The 12,798-nt window shown below is 65.0% G+C and carries 13 protein-coding genes and 1 pseudogene; 7 read left to right on the forward strand and 7 right to left on the reverse strand.

Annotated elements, in window-relative coordinates:
- Positions 1–5 precede the first annotated feature (5 nt).
- Both ACWDUD_RS21625 and ACWDUD_RS21630 read left to right on the forward strand, forming a co-directional pair.
- Positions 6–773 (forward strand): hypothetical protein, encoded by a 768-nt coding sequence (locus ACWDUD_RS21625; RefSeq protein ID WP_450110612.1) that lies wholly within the window; start codon positions 6–8, stop codon positions 771–773.
- Between the two features lie 73 nt (positions 774–846).
- Positions 847–1,182, forward strand: coding sequence for a hypothetical protein (locus ACWDUD_RS21630; protein WP_450110613.1), 336 nt, complete (start codon positions 847–849; stop codon positions 1,180–1,182).
- A gap of 40 nt (positions 1,183–1,222) precedes the next feature.
- On the opposite strand, the gene ACWDUD_RS21635 is transcribed toward ACWDUD_RS21630, so the two are convergent.
- Entirely contained in the window at positions 1,223–1,555 is a 333-nt protein-coding gene (locus ACWDUD_RS21635) for an LGFP repeat-containing protein (RefSeq protein WP_450110614.1), read from the reverse strand.
- 239 nt (positions 1,556–1,794) lie between these two features.
- Here ACWDUD_RS21635 and ACWDUD_RS21640 point away from each other — a divergent pair, with 239 nt between their 5' ends.
- The 3 genes from ACWDUD_RS21640 to ACWDUD_RS21650 all read left to right on the forward strand — a co-directional run bounded on the left by ACWDUD_RS21640 (position 1,795) and on the right by ACWDUD_RS21650 (position 5,572).
- On the forward strand, positions 1,795–3,831 hold the full coding sequence (locus ACWDUD_RS21640; protein ID WP_450110615.1) for a hypothetical protein: 2,037 nt from the start codon (positions 1,795–1,797) through the stop codon (positions 3,829–3,831).
- An 81-nt stretch (positions 3,832–3,912) separates the two neighbouring features.
- Complete coding sequence (locus ACWDUD_RS21645; protein ID WP_450110616.1) at positions 3,913–5,073, forward strand: hypothetical protein; 1,161 nt, start codon at positions 3,913–3,915, stop codon at positions 5,071–5,073.
- A 61-nt stretch (positions 5,074–5,134) separates the two neighbouring features.
- A complete protein-coding gene (locus ACWDUD_RS21650; protein WP_450110617.1) occupies positions 5,135–5,572 on the forward strand; it encodes a hypothetical protein in 438 nt (145 codons plus the stop codon).
- Between the two features lie 289 nt (positions 5,573–5,861).
- Here the strand turns inward: ACWDUD_RS21650 and ACWDUD_RS21655 are convergent, their stop codons facing one another.
- Entirely contained in the window at positions 5,862–6,458 is a 597-nt protein-coding gene (locus ACWDUD_RS21655) for a recombinase family protein (protein WP_450110618.1), read from the reverse strand.
- Positions 6,459–6,759: 301 nt separating this feature from the next.
- Here ACWDUD_RS21655 and ACWDUD_RS21660 point away from each other — a divergent pair, with 301 nt between their 5' ends.
- A complete protein-coding gene (locus tag ACWDUD_RS21660) occupies positions 6,760–7,293 on the forward strand; it encodes a hypothetical protein (protein WP_450110619.1) in 534 nt (177 codons plus the stop codon).
- Positions 7,294–7,415: 122 nt separating this feature from the next.
- On the opposite strand, the gene ACWDUD_RS21665 is transcribed toward ACWDUD_RS21660, so the two are convergent.
- From ACWDUD_RS21665 to ACWDUD_RS21675, 3 genes and pseudogenes are all read right to left on the reverse strand, one after another.
- Complete coding sequence (locus ACWDUD_RS21665; protein ID WP_450110620.1) at positions 7,416–8,249, reverse strand: AAA family ATPase; 834 nt, start codon at positions 8,247–8,249, stop codon at positions 7,416–7,418.
- 4 nt (positions 8,250–8,253) lie between these two features.
- Positions 8,254–9,222, reverse strand: a complete 969-nt coding sequence (locus tag ACWDUD_RS21670; RefSeq protein WP_450110621.1) for a Mu transposase C-terminal domain-containing protein — start codon at positions 9,220–9,222, stop codon at positions 8,254–8,256.
- Positions 9,223–9,541: 319 nt separating this feature from the next.
- Positions 9,542–9,775 (reverse strand): annotated as a pseudogene (locus tag ACWDUD_RS21675) (hypothetical protein); the annotation flags it as partial.
- A gap of 242 nt (positions 9,776–10,017) precedes the next feature.
- Between ACWDUD_RS21675 and ACWDUD_RS21680 the strand changes: the two are divergent.
- A complete protein-coding gene (locus ACWDUD_RS21680) occupies positions 10,018–10,461 on the forward strand; it encodes a hypothetical protein (protein ID WP_450110622.1) in 444 nt (147 codons plus the stop codon).
- Positions 10,462–10,638: 177 nt separating this feature from the next.
- Here the strand turns inward: ACWDUD_RS21680 and ACWDUD_RS21685 are convergent, their stop codons facing one another.
- Both ACWDUD_RS21685 and ACWDUD_RS21690 read right to left on the reverse strand, forming a co-directional pair.
- A complete protein-coding gene (locus ACWDUD_RS21685) occupies positions 10,639–11,640 on the reverse strand; it encodes a hypothetical protein (RefSeq protein WP_450110623.1) in 1,002 nt (333 codons plus the stop codon).
- A gap of 4 nt (positions 11,641–11,644) precedes the next feature.
- The gene (locus ACWDUD_RS21690) at positions 11,645–12,742 is read right to left on the reverse strand and encodes a site-specific integrase (protein ID WP_450110649.1); all 1,098 of its coding nucleotides are present in this window, start codon (positions 12,740–12,742) and stop codon (positions 11,645–11,647) included.
- Positions 12,743–12,798: the final 56 nt, after the last annotated feature.

Raw genomic sequence — 12,798 nt, forward strand, 5'->3', positions numbered from 1 at the left:
CAGCGATGACCCAAGGTTACGAGTACCAGCAGCTGGCGTGGCAGGTGGACGATGTCCTCGGCGATGTATCTGCCGGTGACTGGGTCACCGCCGCGCTGACCTGCTTCGATTCCACCGTCGGGTCGCTGGTGCCGCCGATCTACCCGGCCTACACGCGAATCCTGCACCCGGCGATGCGCGTCGAGCACGACTCCGGTGAGCAGGCGCCGGTGCGGTGGGCCGAGGTCGCGGCCGCGACCGCCGGGGTGATCCATCCGACCGTCGAATGGTTCTCCCTACTGCACGCCGGGACCAGCCGCGGTGCCGGGGACGGTGCGGGCACCGCGTGGGACGAGACACCCGAGATCGGGGACATGCCCGAAGACCAGGTCGCCGCGCTGGCCGCGGTGCTCACCGGGCACACCGCCACCCCGGACGACTGCTGGTTCGGGTTCTGGGACGGTCGCGGCGCCGCACAGAGTCTGGGACTACCCCGTTTCGGGCCGCGGCTGAGCATCCCCGGGCGCGAGAACTATCTGGTCCACGGCACCGTGCACGACGCGGTGCGCGCCCTGGATTCGTGGGGGCCGAACCTGTGGTGGCCGCAGGACCGGGCGTGGTTCGTCACCACCGACATCGATCTGATGTCGACCTACATCGGCTCATCGATCGAGTGTGCCGGAGCGCTGCGTGCGCATCCCGTGCTCGAGGCCATCGACACCACGGCGACGAATCGGGTCACCTGGGACAGTGACGATCTCAACCCGCTACCGCCGAACCCGTACCAGCCGTGACGGAGGCCAGGCACCGGCATCGAATGGCAGCCGTCGCGGACATGTGTCGGTGCCGGCGGGCATCCTCACGGTCATGAGGTCGCGACAGTACGAGTTCCTCGAGCACTACCCGTTCGCCGAGCTGCACCTGCTGGGCTGGCGCCTGAAAGAGCTGGCACCGCCGAAACGCCGTCCCGGCGCCGAGGATTTCATCCGCAGGGCCATGTTCGTCGACCCTCACGGCCGGGTGCTGGTCTTCGACGTCGACCGGCACGGGCAGATGCGTGATTTCGCCACCTACACCGCGGACGAGGAGTCGAGCTGGATCGCCGAGACCGCCGGCGCCGCGCTTCAATTGGCCGCCAGTGACCCCGGCGCCGAGGCGGGCGAGCTGGCCCGGATCGATCAGGTCACGCAGATCCACTTCTGATCCGGGTTCGTGTTGCCCGCCCGCGCCGCGGCCGCCGGTGTTATTCGACGTAGGCGCCGGTGGCCGGGGTCCAGACGATCACGCCGCCGGTGAAGGTTTGCCGCAGCCCGTCGACCCCGAACGGCTGCTGCGCCGAGGTGGGGAAACCCAACGCGCCGGCGGGTCCGCCGAGCGAGGCGTACAGGTCCTTGATCTCGTCACACACCTGATACGGCGAGGGCCAGTAGGACTGGCAGCTCGCCGCCTGCTGCGCCCCGGCCACGCTGGTGCCGCCGCCGACCAGGCACAGCACCGCCAGCCCGGCCGCGGCCACACCGCCGGCGATCCGCCGCCGCGCCGAGCTGCCGGATGCGGGAAGGGTAGTCACGTTCATCGTTGCTCCTTCAGGGGTGGGGGACACCGCGAGGCGGTGAGGAAGACGCGGCGCCGCAGCAGGGGACAGGCACGGTCCGCGCCTTGTGTGTATCACCGGAAAGTCCGGTTTGCCCTTCGAATCAAAAACAAACCGGACGAATGGTTTTTGTGACGAAAGTGTTATCTGGTGCGTTTGTGGTTCTTGGGAAAAGGTTTAAGTTCCTAAGTAGCGATGGCGCCACCGCTACCCCTGTCCGCATGAAAGACAGTAGGTACCAGATGAATTCGCAAACCAAGCGGGGTTCTGTCGTGCCGCGCAGCAGATGGTGGCGTCAGTGCGTGGTCGCCGGCACGACCGTGGTGATGGTTGCCGTCGGAGGGTCGGCAGCACTCGCCCAGCCAGCCTCGACCACACCCACGCCGTCCCCGGCACCGGTGACCACAACCGCGCCCGCGACCTCGGATGTTGTGCCGGCGCCGGCGCTCACGGAGGACACTGCCGATCCGTGCGCGGTCCCCACGACGGCCACGGTAACAACGACCACCGCGCCGCCGGTCACCACGACCACAACAGCACCGGCGCCGCCGTGCGACCCCGCCACGACGCCGGTGGCACCGGAACCCGTCGGTCCCGAAACAGCCGCAGCCTCCGAATCCGCTCCCGCCCCGGAGCAGCCACCGGTGGCACCGGCGCAGGACACGGTGGCCCCAGCGGCCGAGACGGTGGCACCGCTCCCGGCAGAGCTGATGCCGACCGCTCCGGCTGCGGATCAACCGGTCGCCCCGGACGATCCGGAGCTGTCGTCGAAGACCGCTGAACCGGATCTGGACTGGCGGCCGACCGAGAACCCGAAGTCGACGATCGTGCCGGGTCAGATGCGTTCGGATCGGGAAGAGGTCCCGGCTCCGTTCACCAAGGAAGACGCCGATAAGGCGGAGATGCTCGAAGCGCAGCAACGATCCACCTCGGGCACCTCACGGATGTCCCTGTTGGCGACCTGTCAGACCTACTGGCCGTCCCCGTACAGCGTGTGTGGAGATATCCGCGACAAGTACAACAGCCTCGGTGGGCCGGCGAGCTTCCTGTCGTTCCCAACCAGCGGGAACATCGTCAACCCGGGCAACACTGGCGAGCGCGTCACGTTCCTCAACGGACCGATCTACTGGTCCGCCGCCACCGGCGCGCATCCGGTAGTCAACAGTTTCCTCAACCGATGGGGCATCCACGGCTACGAAGCCGCCACTGGCATGCTCGGGTACCCCACCACCGATGAGATCGTGCACGCAGATGGTGTCGGTCGCCGCCAGGAATTCCAGCGCGGTGCCATCTACGTCGCCTTCCAGAACGCCATCGGTTCCGCCATCCGCAACGGCCTTATCCGTGACAGATGGAACGCTGTCGGAGCCCACGAACCCGGAAGCTTGCTCGGCTATCCCATCCAAGACCCCGTCGATCTTCCTGACGGCCAAGGACGGATGAGCCGCTTCGAACGCGGCGTCATCTATTGGCACCCCACCACCGGAGCCTGGGATGTCAGCGGCGCGATCCTGGACAAATGGGCGCAATCCGGCTATGAAGCTGGTCAACAAAAATATCCCACCGGCCAGCCATACAGCACGGACGGTGACGTTACGCTGCAACAGAATTTCCAGGCGGGATCGATCACAGTCCCCGGACCCAAGGCGCAGGAGCTTGCACTCTGGAACCCGGGAGCCACAGCTGACGACATTGTGCAAGAAGCACAACGCCTCGCAACCGAACTCAGTCTCACAATCACAGACGTTGTCAACATGGGCCTCACTGAGATAGCGGGAGCAGCCGAAGGGCTAGGCGATCCAGACCCAGGTGTTGACACGATCATGCCGACACCACGTGGGCCCGGCGACATTTTCTACTCCAAAGCGGCGACCGCGCGAGTGTCACATGGCCACAACGGAATTTTCGCCACTATGACCCACTCCGTCGAGGCCAATAACAACAACGGCGTCTACATCATCGACAACACCACGGGCGGCGGCCGGATCATGAAAAGCCCCGAAATGTTCTGGGTGGACACCTCAAGTTCGATGCGTCAAAGTGCCATCGACTTTGCGCTGAGCAAAATCGGCCTCGGATACAACGCTCAATTCTGGTCGAACAAGGTTGTGGACGCAGTAGCCTATAACTGCTCCGCACTCGTTTGGGCCGCCTTCTACGGCCCGTCGAATGGCGCGGTTGACTTGGACGCCGACGGCGGACTTGGAGTATGGCCACTGGACATCAAGCACTCGCCACTGGCCATCCCGTACCCTTGACATCGGTGCGGTCTTCATGAGGCTCGCGTGAGTTCGGTAGGGGCTCACGCGAGCCTCCAGGATCTTTGAGAGAATATTCCGATGAGCACATCGTTCCCCATTCGAGCAGCCCTGCTAGCGGTGGCTGCCGCGTCAGTAGCTGCGTGTACAGCCACGCCTCCTGCTGATAGCAGCGAGCTTCTTTCGGCACTTCCCGAAGAAAGTGTCGGTGCCGTTCTGGTTGGGCCATCTCAGTTTCCGTTCGACTCGGACGTTGACACAATGTTGCTGATTCCATTCGACGAGCATGGCCGTAAACTGGGCGAAGTTCAGGGTGGAGCGGTCCTCAACGGTCAATTGCAAACGTTAGGTCGACAAATCGTTTTCCCCACAGCGAAATCGTTGATCGAATTTGGTCCCGACGGGCGGCGGGACATTGATATAGATGAGCAAGTGGTCGAAGCGATCGTCGAGAGCCCTGACGCAGAGGATGGAATCATATGGTTCAATTCTGGAAAGGTTGGGAATACCTACTCCACCAACTATTGGTTGACTAACTCCAACCTTCCGTCACCGAGCTCGGGTACGCTCCCCGGTATGACCGTATCTTCCGCTTTCTGCGAGGGAATTGCATACGCGGTCGTCGAAGACCAGAGCCAGCTGAGTTGGGACGGGCCGCTAACGAATTGGCTGTACCGTGTCGACCCCAAAGGCGGTGCGGAGATCATAGGCGAATGGAAGTTCCCCGCTTCAAAGCGCCCCGTGTCTCGGCGGGCAGTTTGTTCTGACGACGGGTTGTCAATGGCCGCGCTATACACCGATCGCGAGGGGTCTGGAAACCCGGACATGAGCCCTCTCCTTAAAATCGAGATAAACATATCCGATGCTTCGCTCACCGAATACGAACTCCTAGGGCCCGGAGAGGGTTGGAGAGTTCCAACGAAAGCTGTGGGCGCCTTGAACGGCAGGATGTACTGGGCTAACACGGCGGGTCAAATTTATTCGACCGCTATACAAGGGTCGGATCCCGCACACCTTGAGTATGAGATTCGAACAGACAGCCTCCACGACAAGATTTTGATATCCGGCAAGAATGTCTATTTGCTTGTTCATTCAAGCGAATCAAAGCTAGTCACCTACGATCTCGCATCGGGAAAAAACGAAAACTCTGAGATTGATCTTTCTTGGCTGAGTTCGGTTGCAGGTTCTGAAACCGAAAGCGGGCAATCGACTCGCGCGGTAACTGACCTGACGCTATTTTGAATAACGCGAGAAGGAGTACCAATAATGGCATTAAACTGCAACGCGTTGTAGAAAGCTGGAGATGAAGATAGCGTACACCAGAGTAGGATGGCTCGTATTATCGGCACTCACGGTTGCATGGTTAGCAGATATAAGCACTGACTCGCTGATGCAAATAACTGACTGCGAACTCGGCCTGAGTGTGGCATACAACTGCGACCAAACGATCGGAAGCTACTTCGGCCTACCATTGATAGGCGTACTTGCCCTGCCGGTGCTGCTATGTATAGCTCCTGCAGTTTACGCCCGTCCCGGTGCAGCTTCGATAGTGGTGTCAGCTTTGGCATTACTATTCATTATCGGATTGATCTCCACTGTGGCCGGTTCTTCTAAACCCGACATGCCCTCGGTATATATTTACCTCCTACCTGTTGTTCTGATTGCTTTTATACTGGCGGCAACAAACCGTTGGATAAGGTCGCGCTACAGTGCTGTGAACAAACATGCTGAGGGCAGTTGAACGAAAGCTGATCGTCGAAGACCCGGATGCGGTGATGTCTCGGGGGGTCGTAACGGATGGTGACCGGATCGCGCAGTCGATGCGCCCAAGGTCGACGGCGCGCCGAGATTCACGCTGTAGCCGGGCACGGCGGGGAGTGATCGTCGAGAACCACAGTCAGCTACGGCTCACCGTGGTGCCGGTAGGGCGGAGGACCAGCATATCGAGCAGGGTGTGGTCGATCTGCCACATCCGGTTGGAAATAGGCTCCTCAGTTCACCACAACTGAGGGTGGGGCCGGGGGCCATCGCTAGCCCTTGTGAGGCTCAGCCACCTGTTGGACAGATTGCAGATGCCGATAGATCGTAGGGCGAGTCACGCCGAACTCGGCGGCGATCTGCGCCACGGTGTACTTCCGCTTCCCATCAGAGTCGATCTCGTCGTACATCGACCGCGCCATCTCTATCTGCCGTGCACCGAGTTTCGGCTTCCGCCCGCCGGTGCGGCCGCGGGTGCGGGCCGCCGCGAGACCTTCGGCGGTTCGCTCGGACATCAGAGCGTGCTCGAACTCGGCGATCGCGCCGAGGATGGAGAAGAACATCCGGCCGACCGCGGTGGAGGTGTCCACGCCCTGGTCGAGAACGATGAGGTCCACGCCCCGCTCCTGCAGGGTCTTCGACAGGTCGATCAGGTTCGTCAGCGACCGGCCGAGGCGGTCGAGTTTGGTGACCACGATCTGATCGCCGGCCCGCGCCATCAACAGCGCCTTGTCCAGACCCGGACGTTTCGCGAGGACACCCGAGGCGTGGTCGGTGAACACCTCATCGCACCCGGCGGCGCGGAGCGCGTCTTCCTGAGCGTGGGGATGCTGATCCCGAGTCGAGACGCGGGCAAGTCCGATCTTCATGAAAATTGATCGTAATGCAAACGATGGTTTGCGGACACTTTCACACGATTCGGGTCCGCCTGTGACCTTCAGTGATAAATGGCCGCATTTCCACAGGTGAATGACATGATCTGCCCCTTCGCACCGGGCGGGTCTTGCCGTCCCTGGATTCACTACGGTTTTCTCTGGCACTGGTCCTCGGCTCCGTCTTGATCGGAGACGGCAAGGCTTGTCGCGGGCTCTCGAGAGGGCCGGTTCGTGCCAGACTCGCATGATGCATCCGGTAGCTGCTGAAGCGATCTCTGTGCTCGAGCAGGCAGGGGTGGACCTTGCTCCTGGACTGAGCGACCTCGAGTTCACAGCCGTGCAGCAGCGATACGGATTCCAGTTCGCATCGGACCATCGCGCTCTGCTCGCCGCAGCGGTACCAACAGGTGATCTCTGGCCGAACTGGCGCCAGGGCGATGCGCACCTGCACCGGATGCTCGACTGGCCGATCGAGGGGTTCGTGTGGGACGCACTGCACCAAGATCCCCCGTTCTGGCCGGCCTCGTGGGGTGCGCGGCCTGCAGATGCCGCGGAGGTCGAGCGAATTGTCCGTCGTGAACTTGCGGCATGGCCCTGCTTGGTCCCGATCTACGGCCACCGTTACACACCGGCAGCACCCGCCCCGTCGGGAGCGCCGGTGTTCTCGGTGTATCAGACCGACGTCATCTATTACGGCCCGGACCTGGTCGGATATCTCAGATACGAGTTCGGCGTGGGAGCGGTGGCGAGAAAGGACTGGTCCTTCGAGGTGGCAGTTCCGTTCTGGTCGAGATTCGTCGAGTCGGCGAACTCCGCCGACAGCATCTGAGTCGCCCGACATCGCATCGACCCCGCGGTTGCTGCGGCTGATCTCGTAGGTGGACGATCGGTGCCGACCGCGGCCGTCGGCCCCAGAGGGGCTCGGCTCTTCTGTTGGGGGCGAGTCTGAGATCAGGTGGTGCCGATGACGAGGGTTTCGGCGGCGGTGTCGATGACGTCGGCGGTGATGACGGTCAGATGGTTGATCTCGAGGATGCGATCGACCTGCCGGAACAGGCGTTGGATGAGCCGGAAGTTGCCGCCGGTCAGCCGGGCGACAGCAGCGATGGCCTGGTGGTCGGTGAAGTCGGCGGGGTCCAGGTCTTCGGCGAGGCTGCGCCAATGATGGGTGAGTACGAAGATCAGTTCGTCGTGGGACAGCGGCCGGTAGTGGTGGGCGAACCCGACGCGGCTGTAGAGCTGCGGGTAGCGCACGAAGCGTTTTTCGATGCCGGGCATGCCGATGAGGATCAGTCCGTGCTCGCCGCGGTCGTAGTGATCGCGTAGGTGTTCGAGGGCGCTGGTGGTCAGTCGTTCGGCTTCGTCGACGATGCACAACTCGACCCGGCTTCCTCGTCGGTTGCGGGGCCGGGGATGAGTCTGCGGCCGCGGCGGTGGGTTCAGGTGGGTGTCGATGCAGATCTCGGCGCGGGTGAGCAGTTGGTGCAGGTCCTCGCGTAGTCGGCGGGTGGTGACCCCGACGTAGGGGGTGTAGACGATGGTGCGGGCCTGGGCGAGGGCGGCGTTGATGGGTTGTTCGGCGTCGTTGTCGCGGGGTCCCCAGTCGTCGAGGAGAGGTTCGACGGTGTCCCAGTGGGCGTAGCGGCGGGCGGAGAGGGTTTTGCCGACCCCGGCGGGGCCGAAGCACAGTCCGATGGTGCGGTCGCGGCGGACCGCGTCGGCGAATTCGGTGAAGCGGCGGTGTTCTTTGGTGACGATGAACCGGCCGCTGTCGGTGGGGCTCATCGGCTCAGTCCTCGCGGTAGGTGCGCAGCGTGGAGCGGCGGCGGGGCGGGGCGGGTTCTGCGGCTGGTGGTGCGGCGCGGGTCGGGAGGTAGTCGGTGACGAGCTGGATGCGTTCGTGGATTTGGCTGCGCAGGCGGCGGCGGTGGGCGCGGCGGGCGGTGTCGATGTCTTTGAGGGAGATCGTCCGGCCGCTGTGTTCGGGGCTGATCGCGGTGCACAGATAGCGGTCGTGGTGGAAGACCCGGATGGCGGTGATGTCGCGGGGGTCGTAGCGGATGGTGACCGGTTCACGCACGTACGCGGCCAGGACCGGGTCGAGATAGCGCAGGCCCTGGAAGTGGATCCCGTCGCGGTGCACGATCCGCCCGGTGGCGACCTGGACGAGCAGCAGATCCAGCGCCTCGATGTTCTCGGGCAGCTGTGGCAGCCAGCCGTCGGCGAGCCAGCGCCGGTGTGGGCTTTCGCCGGTCTCGCGGTGGGGTCGCTGGTGGTATTGCTCGATGATGAAGTCGCGCATCCGGTGGTCGAGGTCGGTCACCGACAAGGCCGGGGTGGTGACCGGTCGGCCGTGGTCGAGGTGACCGGGGAGTTCGGGCAGCAGTTCACTGGTGAGGGTGCCGAAGAAGCGTTCGATCTTGCCGCGGCCCTGGGGTCGGGCGACGGTCGAGTGGATGAGGGTGATCTTCAGGTCGGCGGCGACCTGGCGCAGGTGGTCGCTGATGAAGTCGCTGCCGTGATCGGCGTAGAGGATTTCGGGGATCCCGCACATCGGCCAACTCGGGTCGGCTTTGGTCCAGATCGCCTGCCGCAGCGCCAGGGAGGTGCCCAGGGTGGACGGCGCGCCGAGAGTGATGCTGTAGCCGGGCACGGCGCGGGAGTGATCGTCGAGAACCACCGTCAGCCAGGGCCGCACCGCGGTGCCGGCCGGGTCGAGGACCAGCACATCGAGCAGGGTGTGGTCGATCTGCCACATCCGGTTCGGGGCGTCGGCGGTGCGCCGGTAGACCAGTTCGTAGCGGTCCCGCCACCCCGCGGTGCCGTCGTGGGCGAGGGTGAGCAGCTCGGGGTCGAGGCCGCGGACGATGGCGTAGACGGTGCTGTAGGACGGGCCACTTCTGGTGGTCGGCGACGGTGGACACCCGCCGGTGGATCGCGGCGATGCTCGGCGGTGGGCGGGTCAGGGCCAGCCCCTCGATCAACTGGACCAGCTCGAGGCGGGTGGTGCGGCCGGTCCGGCGGGGTGTGCGGGCGAGTCCGGACAGGCCGTGGGCGCGGTAGTGCGCGAGCCAGCGGCGGGCGGTGCGTTCTCCGATGCCGGCCTCGCGGGCCACCCGCGTCAGGGGGACACCGCCGGTCAGGTGCGGTTCGAGCATCCGGTAGCGGCGCATCGCCTCGGTGCGTTGCGCCGGGGTCAACTCCACCGCGGCCATCATCGATCCTCTAGGCGCCCACCCGATGGATGACTCGTCGGGGCACCTGGGATCGACGCTACGCTCTGCCGCGAGTCGGCGACAACGCCCCAACATGTTGCGTGACAATGATTTTCACAGTCACCTCGAACACAGATCCTCAGGAACACGATCATGGGAAAGCGAGCCGGAATGCCCGACGCTTCCGGCGGGCGCTCTCCGCGAAAAAGGGAAGCATCCGGACTCACAGGCACGCTGACCTCTGGGAGAATGCGTTCCATGTCTGTGGCCATCGAGCGGTGGGTTCAGGTCACTGGTGTCCTCGAGTGAACACGTCCGCCGACCCCGAGAGGAACCCGATGCGCATCGACCGTCTCGTCCTTCCCGTCTCCCGCATGGTGCTCCAGCGCCGGGAGGACGGCAGGAATCTCGTCGCCGCTGAGGATGCACTGGAGATTCTGTACGAGGCCGAGCAGCAGGGCGTGTCGATCTGGAGCGAACCGGACTACACCGCGGTGACCACCTTCGGCGAAGTCTTTCCCGGCGATGCCCCCCATCCGACCTGGTGGGCGGTCGTCGGTTCTGCGGCACCCGACACCACCGTCCATGTCACCGTCGACAACGACCAGGTACCGGACCCGCCGATCCACCGGCTGGCCGACCTGTGGGCCTGTGAGTGGATCGCGCACCCCGCCGTCATCCGGGTTCACCGCAGCGATGATCATCCGGTCTCCCCGATCCGAATCGGGCGCCCGGATTTTCTTCCGCCGGCACGGTACCCCGAGGGGGAGATCGACAGGTGAGGAAAGAGATGAGCCGGCGAGGTCGCCACGTCACACCGTGGGCCAGACCCATGCTCAGCCCGTCGTCGACAGCATGCTCGCAGATCGAACCAGGTGCAGGCACAGCCCGGTATTGCTGGGATTGCTTGCATTACTTGCCCATCGTCGGGACCGGCGAGCACCGTCGTGCAGCTACGGCTACAGGTCTTCGAGCACGGTGAGCAGGTCGTCGAACAGGGCCTCGGCGCGCTGTTCGATCTCGTCGAAGGTACCGGCGAGGTCCTCGAGGTCCTGATGATCGCGGCGGCGAGCAGCGATCCCGCGTTCGTAGTAATCCGGGTCGAGAACCACCTCGGGTTCGACCCCTGCCTCGTCATTGTCCGGCGGGGCCGTCGGCAGTGTGAGGCGGTTGGGGGCGCGGCCGGACAGGTGCGCCCGCACCAAGTCCGACACCGATTGCGCGGTCATCGATCGCGCGTGTGGGAGATGTCCCCAGCGGTCGATCGGACACAACAACGGTTGCCTGGCCTGCTCCGGACTGAGTGGATCAGTGACGATCGCAGTCGGGTTGGTGAGGTGGTGGCGCAGCAGATGCGTGCCCGGGTACTGGTCGAGGAAGGCCTGAATGTCTGCCCACCGCCGGCAGATCTCGGCGGCGGGATTGTCCCCGGTCTCGGGATCCGGTGCGAGCCGGAAGCGTTCGCCGGCCCGGGTGGTGACCTGGAGGGCGTTGCCGTCGAGGCGGATGTCGCGGCGGCGCAGGCGGGTGATGTCGGTGAAGGTCATGCCGGTGGCAGCAAGGACCAGCAGTAAGGCATCGCGGCGGCCGAACAGTCCACTCGGCCACCCGGTGGTGGGTAGCTCGGCCGCTCGATGCAGCAGTAGCTGCCCCAGTCGATCCAGTCGCTGGGCACGGGCGGCATCGAGGTGCCGCCGCACCGTCTCGGTGCGCCCTGGGGCCGGGTAGCCGTGATCGGTGTGGACAGCATTGATTGCCGACAGCCGACGCCGCTGCGTCGCGACCGCGGCCGGGTGCTCGCGCAGGAACACCGCCAGGCTGTCGGGTGCGGCGGGAATCGGCCGCTGGTCGGCAGCGAGGCACCAGTCGGCGAACAGTGCCCAGTCGTGCCGATACCGCTCCGGGATCCGCAGCCCCGCCAGCGATATCGAGTGGCCGGTCAGAGGGGGTGTGGTGGTCACGGTGCTACAACCCCAAATTCGTGACCGCGTTGCCGATCAACGGAGCGTTCTCGCGGGCGTAGACCTCGAGCATCGCCGGAGTGCTGTGCCCGGTCTGGCGCATGATCGCATGCGCGGACGCACCATTGCGGAACGCTTGGGTGACGAACCCGGCCCGCAGCGAATGCCCACCCAACTGCTGCACAAGCTCGGGGTCGTAACCGGCCTGCTCGGCGCGACGACGGATCGCCTTGTGCACCGCCGCCCCCGACAAGGCGGACTCGGAGAGATTGCCGTTTTTACGGATCGACCGCAGCAACGGCGCATCGGAGGCGGTCCGCGGACGCGGCCCCCGGCACACATGGGATTCGAAAGGTTCGGCGGTGCGCAGCAACCGGATCACCGCGGAACGACCACCGCTGTCGTAGGCGGCCACGATCTGCGTCCACCGCATCCACGCACACGGCGGACAACTCGTATGGCTGTTCGTGAAGGGCAGGGCGCGGATGGTGCCGCGGCCCTCCTGATCGGTCTTGGACCTGCGCAGACGAATATGCAGCCCGTCGAGCCGGTGCAGCGAGACGTCCCCGCAGGTCAGGGCGACGAGTTCGCTGCGGCGGAACGCCCCGGCGAACCCCAGCAACACGATCGCGCTGTCGCGGCGTTCGAGGACCTCATCGGCCCAGCCCTCACAGCTCGCCCGGGCCCGCTCGACGATGCTGAGGATATCGGCGGTCAGCAACGGCGCCCGCGGGCTGCGGGGCCGGTCCCCGGCGGTGGCGTAGTCCCGGCGGATCCCGGACATCGTCTGGCGCACCAGGTCATCGCCGGTGGGACTGGAGTGTCCCGCCTCGCGGTGATGATGCGCGATCGCGGCGAGGTGATGCGCCAACGTGGCCGGGGCGTAGGCGCGGGCGCCGTCGGGGGTGAGGGTGTCGGCCGCGGTGACCAGGTACGCGGCGACGGTCACCGGATGCGCCGGCAAGGCGGCGTGGCCTTCGGTCCGGCACCAGGTGGTGAATTTCCGCCACGCCGAGGCGTAGGTGCGGCGGGTGCCGGCCGATCGGGCCGAGGCCACCGAGGCGCCGATCCGCGCGAGGGTCTGCGGCGTGAGGTCGGGCAGGTCGAGGGCAGTACCGGCTGTGGAGGTCTCCACGACCGCCGGGGCTGGGATGGGCT

It is taken from the genome of Rhodococcus sp. NPDC003382 (assembly GCF_053589135.1).